The organism is Methylotuvimicrobium sp. KM1 (assembly GCF_044788715.1).
In the GTDB taxonomy this organism is placed as follows: Bacteria; Pseudomonadota; Gammaproteobacteria; order Methylococcales; family Methylomonadaceae; genus Methylotuvimicrobium.
In genome coordinates this window covers 163,128-181,782 of record NZ_CP173170.1, presented here as the reverse complement: position 1 = coordinate 181,782, position 18,655 = coordinate 163,128, and the positions used below count along the sequence as shown (strand labels likewise).

General features: G+C 47.3%; 17 protein-coding genes. 7 read left to right on the top strand and 10 right to left on the bottom strand.

The window, feature by feature from the left end; all coding sequences use genetic code 11:
• Positions 1-8: 8 nt before the first annotated feature.
• The 3 genes from ACINK7_RS00835 to coaBC are packed head-to-tail and all read right to left on the bottom strand — an operon-like array spanning position 9 to position 4,209.
• Positions 9-2,549: a phosphomannomutase/phosphoglucomutase gene (locus tag ACINK7_RS00835; RefSeq protein ID WP_404359168.1), complete on the bottom strand. Its 2,541-nt coding sequence runs from the start codon at positions 2,547-2,549 to the stop codon at positions 9-11.
• An 18-nt stretch (positions 2,550-2,567) separates the two neighbouring features.
• On the bottom strand, positions 2,568-3,023 hold the full coding sequence (gene dut, locus ACINK7_RS00830) for a dUTP diphosphatase (RefSeq protein ID WP_404359166.1): 456 nt from the start codon (positions 3,021-3,023) through the stop codon (positions 2,568-2,570).
• Positions 2,992-4,209: a bifunctional phosphopantothenoylcysteine decarboxylase/phosphopantothenate--cysteine ligase CoaBC gene (gene coaBC / locus ACINK7_RS00825; RefSeq protein ID WP_404359164.1), complete on the bottom strand. Its 1,218-nt coding sequence runs from the start codon at positions 4,207-4,209 to the stop codon at positions 2,992-2,994. The genes dut and coaBC overlap by 32 nt, the downstream gene beginning before the upstream one ends.
• Positions 4,210-4,643: 434 nt before the next feature.
• Between coaBC and radC the strand changes: the two genes are divergently transcribed.
• Entirely contained in the window at positions 4,644-5,318 is a 675-nt protein-coding gene (gene radC / locus ACINK7_RS00820) for a DNA repair protein RadC (protein WP_404359162.1), read from the top strand.
• Positions 5,319-5,693: 375 nt separating this feature from the next.
• On the opposite strand, the gene ACINK7_RS00815 is transcribed toward radC, so the two are convergent.
• On the bottom strand, positions 5,694-6,593 hold the full coding sequence (locus ACINK7_RS00815; protein ID WP_404359160.1) for a phosphoribosylaminoimidazolesuccinocarboxamide synthase: 900 nt from the start codon (positions 6,591-6,593) through the stop codon (positions 5,694-5,696).
• A 74-nt stretch (positions 6,594-6,667) separates the two neighbouring features.
• Between ACINK7_RS00815 and djlA the strand changes: the two genes are divergently transcribed.
• On the top strand, positions 6,668-7,477 hold the full coding sequence (gene djlA, locus ACINK7_RS00810) for a co-chaperone DjlA (RefSeq protein WP_404359158.1): 810 nt from the start codon (positions 6,668-6,670) through the stop codon (positions 7,475-7,477).
• 5 nt (positions 7,478-7,482) lie between these two features.
• Here djlA and ACINK7_RS00805 read toward each other — a convergent pair whose 3' ends face one another.
• Together ACINK7_RS00805 and ACINK7_RS00800 are read right to left on the bottom strand one after the other, a co-directional pair.
• Positions 7,483-8,616 carry a PilT/PilU family type 4a pilus ATPase gene (locus ACINK7_RS00805; protein ID WP_404359156.1) on the bottom strand — a complete coding sequence of 378 codons (1,134 nt, stop codon included), beginning with the start codon at positions 8,614-8,616 and terminating at the stop codon, positions 7,483-7,485.
• A 12-nt stretch (positions 8,617-8,628) separates the two neighbouring features.
• A complete protein-coding gene (locus ACINK7_RS00800; RefSeq protein ID WP_404359154.1) occupies positions 8,629-9,666 on the bottom strand; it encodes a type IV pilus twitching motility protein PilT in 1,038 nt (345 codons plus the stop codon).
• A 342-nt stretch (positions 9,667-10,008) separates the two neighbouring features.
• Here ACINK7_RS00800 and ACINK7_RS00795 point away from each other — a divergent pair, with 342 nt between their 5' ends.
• Positions 10,009-10,692 (top strand): YggS family pyridoxal phosphate-dependent enzyme, encoded by a 684-nt coding sequence (locus tag ACINK7_RS00795; RefSeq protein ID WP_404359152.1) that lies wholly within the window; start codon positions 10,009-10,011, stop codon positions 10,690-10,692.
• Positions 10,693-10,710: 18 nt separating this feature from the next.
• Here ACINK7_RS00795 and ACINK7_RS00790 read toward each other — a convergent pair whose 3' ends face one another.
• Positions 10,711-10,974: a hypothetical protein gene (locus ACINK7_RS00790; protein WP_404359150.1), complete on the bottom strand. Its 264-nt coding sequence runs from the start codon at positions 10,972-10,974 to the stop codon at positions 10,711-10,713.
• A gap of 254 nt (positions 10,975-11,228) precedes the next feature.
• Here ACINK7_RS00790 and ACINK7_RS00785 point away from each other — a divergent pair, with 254 nt between their 5' ends.
• From ACINK7_RS00785 to ACINK7_RS00770, 4 genes are all read left to right on the top strand, one after another.
• Positions 11,229-11,825, top strand: coding sequence for a TetR family transcriptional regulator C-terminal domain-containing protein (locus ACINK7_RS00785; protein ID WP_404359148.1), 597 nt, complete (start codon positions 11,229-11,231; stop codon positions 11,823-11,825).
• 51 nt (positions 11,826-11,876) lie between these two features.
• On the top strand, positions 11,877-12,152 hold the full coding sequence (locus tag ACINK7_RS00780; RefSeq protein WP_404359146.1) for a DUF4242 domain-containing protein: 276 nt from the start codon (positions 11,877-11,879) through the stop codon (positions 12,150-12,152).
• A 174-nt stretch (positions 12,153-12,326) separates the two neighbouring features.
• Positions 12,327-13,634: a selenium-binding protein SBP56-related protein gene (locus ACINK7_RS00775; protein WP_404361394.1), complete on the top strand. Its 1,308-nt coding sequence runs from the start codon at positions 12,327-12,329 to the stop codon at positions 13,632-13,634.
• 56 nt (positions 13,635-13,690) lie between these two features.
• Positions 13,691-15,574, top strand: a complete 1,884-nt coding sequence (locus ACINK7_RS00770) for a cytochrome c peroxidase (protein WP_404359145.1) — start codon at positions 13,691-13,693, stop codon at positions 15,572-15,574.
• A gap of 321 nt (positions 15,575-15,895) precedes the next feature.
• Here ACINK7_RS00770 and ACINK7_RS00765 read toward each other — a convergent pair whose 3' ends face one another.
• The 3 genes from ACINK7_RS00765 to ACINK7_RS00755 form a co-directional block, all read right to left on the bottom strand.
• Positions 15,896-16,492 (bottom strand): hypothetical protein, encoded by a 597-nt coding sequence (locus tag ACINK7_RS00765; protein WP_404359143.1) that lies wholly within the window; start codon positions 16,490-16,492, stop codon positions 15,896-15,898.
• A 721-nt stretch (positions 16,493-17,213) separates the two neighbouring features.
• Entirely contained in the window at positions 17,214-17,762 is a 549-nt protein-coding gene (locus ACINK7_RS00760) for a hypothetical protein (protein ID WP_404359141.1), read from the bottom strand.
• Positions 17,759-18,601 (bottom strand): MlaD family protein, encoded by an 843-nt coding sequence (locus tag ACINK7_RS00755; protein WP_404359139.1) that lies wholly within the window; start codon positions 18,599-18,601, stop codon positions 17,759-17,761. The genes ACINK7_RS00760 and ACINK7_RS00755 overlap by 4 nt, the downstream gene beginning before the upstream one ends.
• Positions 18,602-18,655: the final 54 nt, after the last annotated feature.

The window sequence follows — 18,655 nt, the reverse complement described above, 5'->3', positions numbered from 1 at the left end:
TCCGTAGATTAAAAAGGTAAAACTAGCTTTGGCTCGATATTCGTCATCAATGTCCTGAACTCTTCTTGAATTCGGCGCATCGCTTGCTCGCTATCGGCTTCGAAGCGGACCACTAATGACGGTGTGGTATTCGAGGCTCTAACTAGCCCCCAACCATCGGAAAAATCGACCCGTAATCCATCGATGTTGGTAATTTTTCCATCTTTGAAATCGGCTTTGGCAAATAACTTTTCAATAAAATCAAAATTTTCGCCCTCTTTCATTGAGACAAGCAATTCCGGTGTATTGAGGCTTTCCGGAAACTCGGCAAAAATTTCGGCACTAGTTCTGGCATCCGATGACAAAATCTCAATTAGACGCGCCGCTGAATACAACGCGTCATCAAACCCATACCATCGATCATTAAAAAAGATATGCCCGCTCATCTCTCCAGCTAATTTAGCCCCGGTTTCTTTAACTTTTGCCTTCATATAAGAGTGACCGGTTTTCCACATTAAGGCGCGGCCGCCGTATTTGGCGATCTGCTCGGCCAAATGCCTAGAGCATTTGACATCGTAAACAATCTGCGCACCGGGCTTTCTTGCCAAGACATCCTTGGCAAACAGCATCATCAGCCGGTCCGGCCATATAATTTTGCCGTTTGAATCGACCACCCCAAGACGGTCGCCATCACCGTCGAAAGCGATGCCGATGTCCGCCTCATAATGTTGTACCGCAGCAATTAAGTCTTCCAAATTTTCCGGGACGCTCGGGTCCGGATGGTGATTGGGAAAACTACCATCGACATCGCAAAACAATTCGACGACTTCGCAACCCAGCGTCTTAAAAAGTATCGGTGCAATATCACCGGCCACACCGTTTCCGCAATCCAATACGATTTTCATCGGCCTAACCAAATGTACATCTTCGGCGACAATACCGATGTATTCATTTACAAACATGCTGTTCTGATCGACTGTCCCGCCCACCTCAACGGCATAGTGCTGTTTATCGATGATGTTTTTAAGCATCGCAACACGCTGTCCAGCCAAGGTTTCACCTTTAATCACCATTTTCATGCCGTTGTATTCTGCCGGGTTATGACTCCCGGTAATCATCAACCCGGTCCGCCCTTCGGTATGTTGCGTAACGAAATACAGGATAGGTGTCGGCACCATGCCCAAATCGAGTATATCCCGTCCGGTCGACACAATGCCATTGATCACGGCATCCGCCAATTCAGGGCTGGAATGGCGCCCATCACGTCCGACCACGACAATTTTACAATCCGCCTTTCTCACTTCCGTACCAAATGCGCGACCAATATCATAAGCCAGTTCGGTTGTCAGTGTTTTGCCGACCACGCCTCGTATATCATAGGCTCTAAATACTTCACCGCTCCCCCCGAGCAACGGTGCCGTTTCGTTTGATAAAGGAGATGATTTTGTTTGCTCGGGAACCTGAGTTGGTTTCGCTTCTGGTAACGGCATATCCCAATCGACATCCGGCATTGAGACCGGACTGGTTTCGGCTTCGTCTGCTTTGGCGTTTTCAACAATTTCTTCAATCGCAAAATCGGATTCTTCAAAAAATCCGTCAAAATCAGCTTCGCTTTCATCATTAAGCGCGACGACATCGTCCCCTTGATGATCCAATACTCGTTTGAATTGAACCAACGTGGAAATAATGACACTCATTTCACTCAAATTGACCGGATAATTACCATACGCATTTCCGGTCATTAGATCTTTGACGGCTTTTAAAACAATACTTTGGTCGTGGCTTAAAATATTGGCACTTTTTCGATAACCGACAAAAAACGCAAGACAAACCAACAGCACCGCTATTGACATAATTGCCGCAATCACCCCTATATCCGAAGAGCTCCCCTCTATCTGATACCAAACATGAACTTGCCATGCCGTGTGAGCAACAGGCACTTGCACGCTAGCAGCATCGCCGATAAGCGCTCGGTTTCCAACCGCTGCCAACTCGAAGTCACCCTGCCTCAGTTGAATCAATTGATTGCTGATAGAGCTCGGCTTAATGCTGTTATTAATAAAGTCATAACTCAAACTAGCCAATATAACACCTGCCACACGGCCGCCTTTTTCAACTCTGGCTGTTATCGCAAGATGCCGGTTAGCGCCCTCCCCTTGAATCAACGGCTGAGGTTTCCCGCTAAAGGTTTCCTTAACCATGTCCAAATCGGCAAAGCCCATGTGCGGAATATGCTCGGTATCCAGATCGTTTATGCCAGGCAGCAATAATCTGATCTTTAATGCTCCCGGCAAATATTTTTCCAATTGCGCTTCTAACGATCTAATCCGGTCCCTGTCTCTGTTTTCCACTGCCTCTATTACAGTCAGATCTCGAGCCATTTTGTCAATTGAGCCAGCCAATTGCTCGATTTGTTTTGAAATACCTAAAGCAGTGCCTGCGGCCAGGGCCATCGCTGAATCATGCTTAGCTTCCTTGATGCTGGAGTTATTAGCCCAATAAATGCCTGCTCCAGTCAATAGCACCAAAAATACCGCAATAATCGACAGCGGTAAGAATATACGCTCCATCAAACGTCCCCTATCAATTTAATGTCGCCCGGTATGTCCGAAACCGCCTTCGCCTCGAGCACTTTCATCAAACGCGTCGACCAACTCGAATTGGGCCTGTACGACAGGCACGAAAATCATTTGTGCGATTCTTTCGCCGGCATTAACGGTAAATGCGGTCTGCCCACGATTCCAACAGGACACGAAAATCTGTCCCTGATAATCCGAATCGATCAATCCCAAGAGATTACCCAAAACGATTCCATGTTTATGTCCTAATCCCGAGCGAGGCAGGATGACTGCCGCCATAGTATTATCAGCAATATGAATCGCAATGCCCGTGGGGATCAAGATGCTGTCACCGGGCTTCAATTCGACCGATTCGCTCAAACAGGCCCTCAAATCCAAACCGGCCGAACCGGTGGTGGCGTATTCAGGCAGAGGAATATCCTTACCCAATCGTTCATCCAGAATTTTTAATTGTATTTTTTTCATTCATTTTCTCTGCGATTAAGCTCATTAACTGCCGCGCGAGTTGATTTTTATCGGTCATGGCCAAATCTACGCCGCCACCCTGCCAATAGACCGACAGGGCATTCAGATCGCTTTCAAATCCGCCCTTATCTTTACCAACCCAGTTGGCCGCAACCATATCCAAATTCTTTCGAATTAACTTGTCTTGAGCATATCGCTCCAAATCGTGCGTTTCGGCGGCAAAACCAACCGTATAGGGCCTGTTATGCGTCAACTTCGAAACATCGGCTAAAATATCACGAGTTTTACGTAATAAAATGACGACCTCGTCATTTTGTTTTTTTATTTTCTTTTCATTAACACTAACCGGACTATAATCGGCGACTGCCGCCGCCGCGATAAAAATATCGGTTGATTGAACACACGCCATGACCGCTTCATGCATTTGCGCGGCGGTTTCAACCCTTATCAAGCAAGCACCATCGGGTACTGATAATGCGACCGGCCCACTCACCAGAGTGACTTCAGCCCCCATTGCCAAGGCTGCTTGGGCAAGCGCATAAGCCATTTTTCCGGAACTGCGATTGGTAATATAGCGAACCGGGTCGAGAGGTTCCCGTGTAGGGCCGGCTGTAATCAAAATCTTTTTACTCTGTAAAACCCCTTGCGCAGTATTTATCATTAAACACTGCATGATCGCGTCCGGCTCGGACATACGTCCGAGACCCGTTTCGCCGCAAGCTTGACTGCCGACTTCCGGACCGATGATTTGCGCTCCCTGGCTGACTAAGCGCTCAATATTTTCCTGAGTAACGGCTTTATGCCACATGGCACGATTCATTGCCGGCGCCAAATGAAGAGGACACTCGGCGGCCAACACCAACGTAGAGACTAAATCGTCGGCCAAACCATGACTCAATTTAGCGATCATATTTGCGGTCGCCGGAGCAATCACGATGCAATCGGCCCAGCGCGCCAAGCTGATGTGTCCCATCGCGTGCTCTTGATCACAGTCCAGCAAATCAATATGCACAGGATTTCCGGATAGGGCTTGCAAAGTCAACGGCGTAATAAAGGCCACCGCCGACCGGGTCATCACTACTCTGACTTCGCACCCTTGTTTTCTCAAGAGACGGATGAGTTCTGCAGACTTATAGGCCGCGATTCCGCCGCAAACCGCCATTAATATCCGCTTAGGAACGAGCATGAAATAACTTCGACAACTGTTGGAAAGGTAGGCCATAGCTCGATTGACGGGGGTCGGCGACAGGAATAACCGCCATCAAGCCTACACGGACGTATTCACGGCATCCTTTCAAGCGAGTCACCGAACCACCACAATGCTTAATGCTTGTAGAAGTTATTTTACGCATGTTCTTAATATTAATAGCTGTACCGTTAAAAAATTAAATTGGATATACTTCGCGCGGTCACATTTGCGGCTTTTATGGCAATGCTATTTTGTTCGGTAGCAAGGCGCGAAAACAGGCGCATAGCAAGCTATGTAACTGTTTTCGCAACACAGCTACCGGACAAAATAGCGCGTCAGAAGAACGCAAATGTGACCGCGCGAAGTATAATTATGGCAAGTATAGTAAATTTCTTCTACGCTTGATATTTTTGACCTAACTTGGGTAATCAATGGCAATCAAAGATTGGCCGGCGGATGAGCGACCCCGGGAAAAATTATTACAAAAAGGCTCAAACGCGCTTACCGACGCGGAATTGCTCGCAATATTTCTGCGCACCGGGACGCCTGGAAAATCGGCTGTCGATTTAGCCAGAGACTTACTGAACGACTTCGGTTCTTTAAAAGCGCTGCTCGATGCCGACCTGCAACGCTTTTGTCAAAGTGTCGGCTTGGGCCCCGCTAAATACGCGCAGATGCAAGCCGTTTTAGAAATGGCTAGAAGGCATTTTTGTGAAATTCTACAACGCGGCGATGCCTTGACCAGCCCCGACATTACCCGAGCTTATCTCAGCGCGCAATTAAGAGGGTACAGTTATGAAGTATTCGCTTGCTTGTTTCTCGATAACCAACATCGTGTTTTAAAGCTCGAAGAATTGTTCCGCGGCACGATAGACAGCGCCTCGGTATATCCGAGAGAGGTAGCCAAAGCCGCTTTACAACACAACGCCGCCGCCGTTATCTTCGCACACAATCATCCCTCCGGAATCAGTGAACCCAGTCAAGCCGACCGCCACATAACCGACAAACTCAAGCAAGCCTTGGCTTTATTCGACATTCGGGTTCTCGATCATTTTATCATCGGCGACGGCTTACCCTACTCGTTTGCCGAGCATGGTTTACTGTGAAAGTTCGTAGATTTAGGTTCTTTATCTAATTTTTCGATATGCAACACAATGCCGGTTCCGGAGAGGGTGCGGTTGCTCGATCGACAGGCGTCGGCGGCAGGGCAGATTTTTGCTCCTGCAAAATCTGCATTCACGCCATCCCTGGCGTTCAGATAGCCGCCGTCGAGCCTACATGGACGTATTCACCCAGCACCTAAATTCCATAGCCCATTGGTATGTTTAATATTATGGCTAATTTAGGTGCTGGGTTCACGGCGTCCTGCCGGGCGAGTGACCGCACCCTCCACCACCAGAACTTTCATTTGCCGGGGTTATGCCAAGCCTTCACGAGCGTTACTACAATGATTCTCGCAGAATTGAGCGGAAGGCAGCGTACTAATTTCTTGAACCGATTAATTTAGCCTCCGCCTCCAGGTATTTTTCGGTCGTCCTACGAATCACTTCCTCGGGCAATGAGGGCGCCGGCGGCTTTTTATTCCAGTCCAAAGTTTCTAAATAATCGCGCACATACTGCTTATCGAAACTGGGTGGGCTCATGCCGACTTGGTATTGATCGGCGGGCCAAAAGCGAGACGAATCGGGTGTTAGCGCTTCATCGATCAAATATAAGACGCCGGCGTCATCGGTGCCGAATTCGAATTTGGTATCGGCAATAATAATGCCTCTTTCCTTGGCATAATTCGCCGCTTCTTGATAGAGGGCCAAACTGGCCTCACGCACTTTTTCGGCGAGTTCTTGCCCCATCAAATCAACCGTTTTCGCAAACGTTATATTTTCATCATGATCGCCGACAGCCGCTTTGCTGGACGGTGTATAGATCGGCTCAGGCAATTGCTGTGCCTGCTGTAAACCTTCGGGAAGACGAATGCCGCAAATATGACCGGTTTGCTGATAATCTTTCCAACCCGAACCAATGATATATCCGCGTACAATCGCTTCGACCGGTAGCGGTTTCAATTTTCTGACCACGACCGCCCTTCCTTCTAGCTGCGTGAGTTCTTGCGGATCGGTAAGCACTTCGGCCAAAGAAACGCCGGCTAAATGATTAGGCAAAATGTGTTTCAATTTACTAAACCAAAAACTCGAAACAGATGTCAAAACACGCCCTTTTTGCGGAATCGGATCCGGTAATATCACATCGAAAGCCGATAGGCGATCGGTCGTGACGATCAACATATGTTCATCGTCTATGTCGTAAATATCACGGACTTTTCCGCGAGCTCGCAACGTCAATTGCGACAAAGATGATTCGTAAAGAACAGCCGGAGCGTTCATAATGCCTCGTTATAAGAAGTTAATATCAAATCGCATACAATAGCATTTATTTTTGAATAACGGGATGACTGGCAATGAGTTGGTTGGGAAAATTCTTGGGCGGCGCCTTCGGATTTCTTTTGGGCGGTCCGCTTGGGGCTATACTAGGGGCATCGGTCGGCCATCACTTCGATTCCGGCTTGGAGACATTCGATTTCGACGAGCGATTGAGCCCCGGCGATAAGCACCGCATACAAACCGCTTTTTTTACCGCGACATTTTCGGTAATGGGCCACATCGCCAAAGCGGACGGACGCGTTTCTCAGGCGGAAATCGATCTGGCTAAACGTGTAATGGACGAAATGGGCTTATCGGCCGACTTACGCTCAACCGCGATTAAACTCTTTCAACAAGGCAAAAACAAAGACTTTCCTCTTGATGACGCGCTTCGTCAATTTCGTCACGAGTGCCGCCGGCGAGGCGATTTGATTCGCATGTTTTTAGAAATTCAACTTCAAGCCGCGATGGCCGACGGCCATTTGAGCGAGGTCAAGGATAAACTGTTGATTAAGATCTGCGGAATACTCGGTCTTTCGCGGTTTGATTACGAGCGCATCAAATTACAAATTCTGGCGCAATACCGGCTCTATGGCAGTCAACATCGACAGCAATATCAAACGACTAAAAAAGAGGATAATTTAGCTACCGCCTACGAGGTCCTCGGCGTCCGCCCCAATGCTAGCGATAGCGATATTAAAAAAGCTTATCGCCGCCTCATCAGCCGGCATCACCCCGATAAACTGGTTGCGAAAGGCCTGCCCGAAGAAATGATGATCTTGGCCAAGGAAAAAACGCAACAAATAACCAAGGCTTATGAAACGATTAGCGAAGCACGCAAAAAATGATTGAATTAGAAACGAGTATGCTCATCTTCGTCTTCTTTTAGATGCATATTTTCATTGACTAAAGTCCCTAAGTCTTCGGCACCCAGTTTAATCATCAAGCGCACTTCATTTCTTGAGTCCGCAGAGTTTAAGGCATCTTCATAACTAATTTTTCCGGCTGTATAGAGATCGTAAAGCGCTTGATCGAATGTCTGCATACCATGTTCCCGCGAATTCTTCATTAACTCCTTCAGTTTGTGAACTTCGCCTTTACGAATCAAATCGGAAACCAAGGGTGTGTTCAACAAAATTTCAACTGCGGGATAGCGCCCTTTGCCATCGGCACGGGCAATCAACTGCTGCGCGACAATGCCTCGCAAATTCAGCGACAAATCCATAAATAATTGATTATGCATTTCGTCCGGGAAAAAATGCAAAATCCGATCCAATGCCTGATTGGCATTGTTCGCATGCAAGGTCGTTATACACAAATGCCCGGTTTCGGCGAACGTAATCGCATTTTGCATCGTTTCACGGGTTCTAACCTCACCGATCAGGATAACATCAGGCGCTTGGCGCAAGGTATTCTTAAGTGCGACTTCATAGGATTCGGTATCCATGCCGACTTCGCGCTGCGTGACAATGCAACCCAAATGCGGATGCAAAAACTCGAGCGGATCTTCAATGGTAATAATATGTCCGCTGCTATTTTGGTTTCGGTATTTGATCAACGACGCCAATGAAGTCGACTTACCGGTTCCCGTCCCGCCGACGAACAACACCAGTCCTCGCTTATTCATGACCAAATCTTTTAAAACCGGCGGCAAATGAAGATCTTCGGCATCGGGAATATGAGTCTCGATGCGCCTCAACACCATTCCCGCAGCATCTCGCTGGGTAAACGCACTCACCCGGAATCTACCGAGCTTAGGAAAAGCAATCGCAAACTGACACTCTTTGGTATTATCGAATTCGTCTTTTTGCCGTTGCGTCATCACACTCATGACAATGGCTCGAGATTGATCGTTGTTTAGCATCGTTTTGGATACTTCGATCAACTTACCGTCGACTTTTATCGTGGGCGGGCGCCCCGCTGTGATGAATAAATCGGAGGCCTTTTGCTGAACCATTAACTCAAGTAGTCGCTTAAATTCATCCATATCGCCCCCTCTCTACCTGAACATATCTTTGTTAACCGCTTTCAACATGGCGACTTTTGAAGCCACTAAGCCTTTTTCAACCAATTCTTTCAAATTTTGATCCAAGGTCTGCATGCCTTCCTTGCGCCCGGTTTGAATCGCCGAATACATTTGCGCGACTTTTGCTTCGCGAATCAAGTTTCTAATGGCTGCAGTCCCGACCATGATTTCATGGGCCGCGATACGTCCTCCACCGACTTTTTTCAGTAAGGTTTGCGAGATGACCGCTTGCAACGATTCCGACAACATCGAGCGGATCATGTCTTTTTCAGCCGCCGGAAACACATCGATAATACGGTCGATCGTTTTCGCGGCCGACGTGGTGTGCAACGTGCCGAAAACCAAGTGACCGGTTTCGGCCGCGGTCAGCGCCAATCGTATCGTTTCCAAGTCGCGCATTTCGCCCACTAGAATCACATCGGGGTCTTCCCGCAACGCGGATCGCAAGGCCTCGTTGAAACCTAATGTATCGCGATGGACTTCTCGTTGGTTGATCAAGCATTTTTGGCTTTCATGGACGAACTCGATCGGGTCTTCAACGGTTAAAATATGTGCATAATCATTGGTGTTGATATGGTTGACCATCGCCGCCAGCGTCGTTGACTTTCCCGATCCGGTAGGTCCTGTTACCAGAATTAAACCTCTCGGTTTGCGCGTAACTTCTTCAAAAAACTTTGGCGCATTAAGATCTTCTAAACTCAACACCTTCGAAGGAATCGTTCTAAAAACCGCCCCCGCACCTCGATCCTGATTGAATGCATTGACACGAAACCTTGCAACACCCGGCAATGCAAAAGAAAAGTCGGTTTCAAGAAATTCTTCATAATCGCGGCGCTGTTTATCGTTCATGATGTCGTAAATCAAGGCATGAACTTCTTTATGCTCTAAGGCAGGAATATTGATACGCCGGATATCGCCGTCCACCCGAATCATCGGCGGCAAACCGGCCGATAAATGTAAATCCGATGCATTATTTTTAACGGAAAAAGTCAATAATTCAGCAATATCCATACGATTCTCAAGCGGCTAATAAAAATAGAAATACTAAGGATTTGGTTATAAACAACTTCCCTATTTTTAAAGAGGGATCGGTTGCTCGATTGACAGGTGTCGGCGGCAGGCAGATGTTTGCTCCTCGGCAATTGCTCCTGCATTGCCCTAATACACGCCATCCATGGCGTAATGCAAAATCTGCATTCACGGCGTCCTGCCAGGCGAGTTACCGAACCCTCGGCAAAGCTCATAACTCCAGGAAGTTATTTTTCGCGAAATCCTAAATAACCTTAGCCTAAGTCTTTGCTTTTTGAAAGGGCTGCTGTTTAATAGCGGTTTTTTATCATCTAAATTGTGCTTATGTTCGCAATTGCTCAACAAATCGCATCCGTTCGAACCCAAATCAGACAAGCCGAGATCGACTTCGAACGCTTACCGGGAAGCGTTCGCTTACTTGCCGTCAGTAAAACTAAACCTTCTTCGGACATTATCCTCGCCTATCTTTCCGGCCAACGCCATTTCGCGGAAAGCTATGCTCAAGAAGCGCGGGCCAAGCAACAAGAGCTCGGGGCTTACAATATCACCTGGCATTTCATCGGCCCGATTCAATCCAATAAGACCAAGCTCATCGCCCGCCATTTTGCCTGGGTTCATAGCGTAGACCGGTTCAAAATTGCCCAGCGGCTCAGTGAACAACGCCCCGTCCATTTACCGGCATTGAATATTTGTTTGCAAGTCAACATCAGCCATGAAAGCAGCAAATCAGGCATTGCTCTGAATGATCTTCCGGAATTGGTCGACGCAGTTAAAGCCCTTCCGAGTCTCCGCCTAAGAGGGGTTATGGCGGTACCTGCACCGCAAAGTGACTTTTCTTTGCAACGAGAGCCCTACCGATTGCTCTATGAAGCGGTTTCCGAACTCAAGCATCCTAATCTCGATACGTTTTCATTCGGGATGAGTGACGACTTAAGCGCGGCGATTGCCGAAGGATCCACAATGGTCAGAGTCGGCACATCCTTGTTCGGAACCCGGCAATACACTTAATCCGACACCACTGAGGCATCAATCTTTTTTCTTAACGATCGCCAATCCCTGATCTTTTAGCTGCTGTGCGGCTTCGAGAATATCTTTGCGGTGCTTGTTAATATATAGCCCGCTACCGATACCCATCGCCATCAACAACACAGGGTGCTTAGCAAGCTTGAGAATGATCTCCGCTCCAACCTTAGAGCCGACCGAGAGTATGCCCAACTTGATTAATGGATGCATACTCTTTCCTTCCTGCTCTATGTTGCCAGACCCTCCATTTGACTCCTGTTCGCTCATTTACAATTTTCCTATTGTTTTGAATTGAAATATTCATGACGAAGCATGCCTTTCGCGCTTCAAATTTCGCCATCATGCACCCTCTACCAAAATGGGAGAGGGGTTAAAAAACCGAAAATTGGGCTGCGCGAAAGGTATATTTTCTGTCCTTCGCCTGTACCCGGCAAAATATTAGCAAGACCTCTGATAAATCCCAAAATTAATGATTGATTTTTATTATTGACAGTTAAGACAACCGGTCGTATTATTTTCCCATGATCGAAATATCGCAAAAACAAATCAACCGAGATAATCTACTCAATCAAGGCGTCAAGCTATTGATGGAGCAGGGTTATCATGGTACCGGACTTAAAGAAATTTTGGATGCCGTAAAAATACCAAAAGGGTCTTTTTACAACTATTTCGGCAGTAAAGAAAATTTCGGCGCGGAGGTCATTCAGCACTACATTGAACCATTTATTAAACAGCTTGACTCATATTTGGAACATTCGAATGGCGACGCCCTATCTGCGTTAAAACGCTATTACCGCGATTTGATTGCCGAAACCGAAAAACAAAACTTCAAAGGCGGCTGCCTGCTCGGCAACCTCATGGGTGAAATCGGCGACACCAGCGAAATATGCCAAAAGGCATTGCAATCCGCGGTAACTCGTTATCGCAACATTATGCGCTCTGCACTTGCACAAGCACAACAACAAGGAACCGTTCGATCCGATCTGACGGCAGAGGAAATGGCCGATTTATTACTAAACACTTGGCAAGGCGCGTTACTTCGAATGAAAATCGAACAATCCTCGGAACCCTTAAAACAATGTTGCCGGAGCTTGTTGGAGGGCTATTTCAAAGCCTAATTTTTTCAATCTCATTTGAGACGACCAGTCATTTTTTAATTGGAGAAAAACATGCCAAAATTCATTATCGAACGAGAAATCCCCAATGCCGGATCATTGACAAGCGAAGACCTTCATGGTATCGCTCAAAAGTCATGCTCCATTCTTCAGAATATGGGACCTAAAATTCAATGGATTGAGAGCTATGTAACCGATGATAAAGTCTATTGTGTTTATATCGCACCGGACGAAACGGCTATTCGGGAACACGCTCAACAAGGATCATTCCCTGCTAATCGTATCAGCCAAATCAAGACGATTATTGATCCGACCACTGCCGAAACATAAGCACTTTATCACCCCAGAAACACTATCAGCCAAAGGAGGTCATCAGTCCGACTCACGAAAACTCACTATTACTCAGATAATTACAAGAGAGTGCATACCATGAAATCACAAAGCAAGAACCGTAACCTTCTTGGCAAACTAACTCAATCCGCCTTGTTTGCCGCTTCTACAATCATGATCAGCAGCCTTAGCATACATCCTGCACTAGCTGACGAAACCTGTATGTCCCCCTATATGGCCAAGATTGTCGGACAGGAGGACTTTGTTTATATCTGGACGCTCGGCATGGAAGGTGTCGGAGATGAGCAGGATAAGCTTGTCACAGTCGATGTCAATCCTAAGTCCAAGAACTATGGAAAAGTCGTCAACTCGCTGTCGGTCGGCGGACGGAATGAGGCGCATCATTCCGGCTTTACCGATGATCGGCAATATTTGTGGGCTGGCGGCCTCGATACCAATAAGGTTTTTATTTTCGACGTTCATAGCGACCCGGCTAAGCCCAAATTGACGAAGGTCATCAGCGATTTCGTCGCGAAAAGCGGTGGCGTAGTCGGCCCGCATACGACCTACGCCTTGCCCGGTCGCATGCTGATCACCGGACTCTCTAATAACAAAGATCATGGCGGCAGAACCGCTCTAGTCGAATACACCAACGAAGGGGAATATATCGCCACGCACTGGCACCCAACCGACAGCGACTTACGCGGTGCTATCAAAACCGGAAACTACGCCGATGGTTACGGTTACGATGTCCGCGTACTGCCAAGGCGCAACTTGATGCTAACGTCGTCTTTCACCGGTTGGTCTAATTACATGATGGATTTCGGTAAAATGCTGAATGATCCCGAGGCGATGAAACGCTTCGGCAATACCGTCGTGCAATGGGACCTGCATGCGCGCAAACCGAAGAAAGTCTTCGACGTTCCCGGCGCGCCGTTGGAACTTCGTTGCGCATGGGGAGCCAATAATAACTACTGCTTTACCAGCACAGCACTAACATCGAAGATCTGGTTGATTTATGAAGACCAAGCAGGCGAATGGCAAGCGAAAGCTGTAGCCGATATTGGCGATCCTTCTAAAATACCTTTGCCGGTCGATATCTCTATTTCGAGCGACGACAAAACATTATGGGTCAATACCTTTATGGACGGGAAGACTCGAGGTTTCGACATTAGCGATCCATTCAACCCGAAACAAGTTTACGAACAAAAAATCGGCTCCCAAGTCAATATGGTGTCGTCAAGTTGGGACGGTAAACGTCTTTATTATACGACTTCTCTATTGGCCAACTGGGATAAAAAGGGTGACGATAACGAGCAGTTCTTCAAGCTTTATCATTGGAATGGAAAACAACTTAAAGAACAGTTCTCGATCGATTTCATCAAAGAAAAGTTAGGCCGCGCGCATCAAATGCGGTTCGGTGCATATTCTCTTTATAGCAGCAACAGCCAGCAGCCCAACCTGCTTACGAAATATCAATAACCTCAATGAGCGGCTTCGGCCGCTCTCTGTTCCCATCGATTCGCCGGAGCGACGCCATGAAACATTTGTTTACCATCGTCATTTTGCTGTCGAGCGTAGCGGTCTTTTCGGTCAAGGCCGACAACGAAACGCTTGCGCCCGGTTACGGCGCGCTGCAATACGAACTCCCGGCCGTCGGCAGCTATCTGTTACCGGCGCTCGGAAAAGCCGCAGACGGTAAAGTTCTCGACGAACAAGGCCAAGCTGTTAACTTGCATCAACTGATGGGCGATAAGATCGTGCTACTCAGTTTTATTTATTCGACGTGCAGCGACGTCAACGGCTGCCCTTTAGCAACCGGGGTGTTTCATAAAATCAAAAACCGGCTTAAAAAGTCCCCCGAATTGAGCCGACAACTGCGTTTGTTGACGTTAAGCTTCAACCCCGAACAAGACACGCCCGAGAAAATGAAACAGTATGGCGATCACCTGCAGGATGAAAACATCGAGTGGCGCTTCCTAACGACGGCTTCGGAAGCCGAGTTGCGGCCGATTCTCGATAATTATCGGCAAAGCATCCAGAAAGTCTACGACGAAAACGGACGTTTCACCGGCACTTTTTCGCATATTTTGCGCGTCTATTTGATCGACCGAAACAAAAAAATCCGCAACATCTACAGCGTTTCGTTCTTGCATACCGACACTTTGATCAACGATGTGATGACCTTACTGCAACCGGTAGCCGTCGCCACTGGTAAAAAGTCGAAACAAGTCTCCAAACGCTTTCGACCCGGCGACGATAAATCGAATTACGAAAGCGACGATTACAGGACGGATAGCATCGCACTGGCCGACCGGACCGGTCAAGCTGCCGATTTGATGAAAACGGTCTACCATCCGCCAAAAGGCCTGCCGCCCGTACCGGTTCCGGCAAACAACCCGATCACACCTGAAAAAGTACAATTGGGGCGGAAACTTTTCTACGATCGCCGGCTGTCGCTGAACAATACTTTTTCGTGTGCAATGTGCCATATTCCTGAGCAAGGCTTTACCAGCAATGAGATGAAAACCGCGGTCGGAATCGAAGGCCGGACCGTCAAGCGCAACAGCCCAACACTTTACAATGTCGCCTATTACACAAAACTGTTTCACGACGGCCGCGAAACCAGCCTCGAACATCAAGTTTGGGGGCCATTATTGGCGCACAATGAAATGGCCAATCCTTCGATCGGCAGCGTAATCGAGAAATTGCATAACGATAGCGAATACAAGGCTCTTTTCAACAAGGCTTTCGGCAAAGGGCCGACAATCGAAACAATCGGCATGGCGATCGCAAGTTACGAACGCACGCTGAACTCCGGCAACTCAGCGTTCGACCGATGGTATTACGGAAATGAAAAACAGGCATTGAGCGCATCCGCTCAACGCGGATTCAAACTTTTTAGCGGTAAGGCTCAATGTTCGGCTTGCCACATCGTCGACAAGGATTATGCGATCTTTACCGATAATGCGTTTCATAACACCGGTATCGGCTATCGCGAAGCAATGCATAGTACGGTTAAGACACAACGTGTCCAGCTCGCTCCCGGCGTCTTTGTCGATATCGATTCGCAATTGATCGATTCGGTTTCGGAAACCAAAAGCAATGATCTCGGTCGCTATGAAGTTACGCAAAACCCAAACGACCGTTGGCGTTATAAAACCCCATCATTGCGTAATGTTGCGCTGACCGCACCATACATGCACAACGGTTCGATTTCGACACTAAAGGAAGTCGTCGAGTTCTATAACCAGGGCGGCATTAGCAATGACAACTTAGACCCGCTAATCAATCCTTTGAATTTAAACAATGCTGAAATAGACGATTTGACTGCTTTTCTGGAGTCTTTGACCGGTGACAATATCGATGAATTGGTTGCCGATGCATTTGCGGCTCCAGTCGGCGACCATCAAGAAAACTGATCGCATAGGCGATACTTTTACAGTAACGTTCATGAAGGCCTAGCCATCGCCCCGGCAAATGAAAGTGCGGGGGCCGGGGCTGGGTGCGGTCACTCGCCCGACAGGACGCCGTGAACCCAGCACCTAAATTATCCAAGATAGTTAACCATAGCCAATGAGCTATGGAATTCATCCAGCACCTAAATTAGCCATAATATTAAACATAGCCAATGGGCTATGGAATTTAGGTGCTGGGTGAATACGTCCATGTAGGCTCGACGGCGGCTCCTGCCGCCGACGCCTGTCGATCGAGCAACCGCACCCGCTTCGGTTCGCATACTTTCACAGTATCGCCAATAACGATGAAATCATTTGAAAATAAATGTCCAACAGTCCCGCTAACGCATTTTGATATATGGCTTCCAGGGTTTCAGTCGGTTGCTCAAGCATTAAATCGAACAAGTCCACAATCGCTGAATAAACGCTCACAAAATAGACTTCCGCAACGTCAACTGCTTGATTCGTATAATTTGTCACCGGTTCGATCAATGCCGCGACCGTTGCTTGAGGGTGATCGTAAAACGCTTGCCAAAATTCGCCGGCTTGCAGACCCAATTGTGTCGCATCGACTACTGTCTGTTCATACATAGACTCGACTTTCGGAAAATAAACCTCGTTAACCTGAGCATACATCTGCGCACCGTAATCAACAGCTTGAGCATACCATTGCGAGCCCGTCTCGACCGGATGCGCATAAATTTGCTTCGCGGTAACGGCCACTTCAGCGTGCCAATCGAGCAAGACCGTTTTAATTTGTCGATACAGCTCGCTTACTTGCAGGCTCAGACTACTGTAAAGCTCCCGCGTCGGCAAAAACACTTTATGTTCGAGGTCTAGCGGTTTGAAATCGAAAAAATCGGGGTTTTTGAAAATTGACATAACTTACCTTTTTTAAAACTGGGATGTCGAAAAAAAGATGCGGCCGGGAGGCCGCATTAAAGAGGAAGGATTCAACTCTAGTCTCGTGAAGAGTGCATACAAGAGTCGAAGTAAAGTGTATCCACTAAAGGCGACCAGGAAAATGTGGCATTTTGCCGCGCGACAATTGGCCGCTAACCTTGGCCTCTATTTTGCACCGTATAATTAGTTTGGGTTTCAGACAAGCCCCCTGAACATGAATGAAATCGCGTGATCAGTCGCGTTCAGCAACTACTCCCTTTTGATCGAAAACCGTCTAAGAATAAAAGGCATGGGGTGCGTCTATCGAGGACCGCCGTTCACCCAGCACCTAAATTATCCCAGATAGTTAACCATAGCCAATGGACTATGGAATTTAGGTGCTGGGTAAACCCATCCATGGGGGCTTGACGGCAGCAATCGAGCGCCAGGGATGGCGTGAATGCAGATTTTGCATGGAGCAAAAATCTGCCCTGCTGCCGACATCCTCGCTAGCCACACCCCATACCTTCATAAAGTTAGCTAGTTTTTGAGTATAAAGGGAGTAATTGACACTCATTCATGAATTAAATAACTGTGTTATTTGACTAAGATTAGGTGAAATGACTGATTATCCACAAAGAAACGCTTTGACATCGACTAACGCACTTCCTATTTCGACTTTACCTGTGCAGATGCCGGAAGGTTTGGCACCAAGGATGGATTAACGCAAAGAATTAAACCAAGCGCTCATTTCACTCACGGCTACCTCAGTCAAGTCGGCAAAGCTATTGACCGCCCCCAATGCATTAGCCGATATATTGACCTGTTCAAATTGAAACGCTTTTCGAGCTATGGGTGCATTTTCGTTCGCCTTATACACTTCAACTTCAAAAGCAACGACCGAACGCGCTTGCTGTGGAGTGTCGAAACGTTGTTCAAAATCCAATAAACGCACTTTTATAGTTAATGGCTCGCTTACTGGAATTGCTGCGAAGTGCTTGGCCAATAAAGCGGCCGGTTGCGCGATCCATCGGTCTAGGTTATAAAATTTTACAATGGTGGGGGTTAAATAAAGCTGCCTGTAGTGAATTCTCGTATCCCTTAACCACTCTGGAGCTGTTACTTCGACATGTAATGGGGCCTGCTCAGCATTTCGCTGAACAATAGGCCCAAGGTCGTGCAAAGCCGCTCCATCGGGTCTAGTTTTATAGCTACAGCCACTTATCAGCATCAGCATAATTAAACACAAACTAATCAGTGATACTTTCATTGCGGCTCCTCATATCCCGGTTCGCCCGGAGCAGGCTCGGTTTTAACCGGGCCTAATATTAATGCTTGAGGATTAGCTTCGAGCATATTGGCAACTCGTTTTAATTGATTCATTGTGGACTGTAATTCATTCATTGTTTGATGCACTTTTGGTAATGTTGTCCCTGTCAGCACATCCCCAACATTCGCTCCCGATGCGATCAACGCATCCCCTCGGTCACCAAGCACTTTTACACTATTCGCCGCCGCTTTTAAATCAATCGTCAAATCACCGATTTGACCGAGCGTAGTCTCCGTACTATCTATTAAATTCGGCATTCTTTCCAATACCTTACCCAGTTGATCCTCAAGTTTTGGCATTTTTGCGGTGACGACATTTAAATTACGTAAAATTTCACGTCCATGCTCTTCATTTTCATCGCTCAACACACGGTCTAGACGTATCATCAATTGTTCGGCTTTCATTAATATTTCTTCGCCTGAACTCAATAAACGATCCGTCAACGATGGCCGCAACGGAATTCTTTGCTCCGGCCTGTCGCCAGGTAACAACCATTCATCGCTGTCTCCCGAATCTTGTAAATCGATTTGCGTTAGCCCTGTCACCCCTTTTAGACGTAATGTCGCAAAAATCCCCCGAGTAAATCGTATATTGTTATCCACTTCAATTTCGACCAAAATCGTCAATGGATCACTCGGATCAAAATCCACCGTCAAAACCTTGCCGACCGCAATGCCCCGGTAATACACGGTAGATTCGGGATTTAAACCGGTTACTGAGTCTCTAGTCGAGATAACATAAAGATCACGTGCCTTTTCAAAGCTACCGATCCAATACACTATGCCGACTAGTCCTATTATCAGTGTTAGTAAAAAAAGACCGGTAGCTAAAGC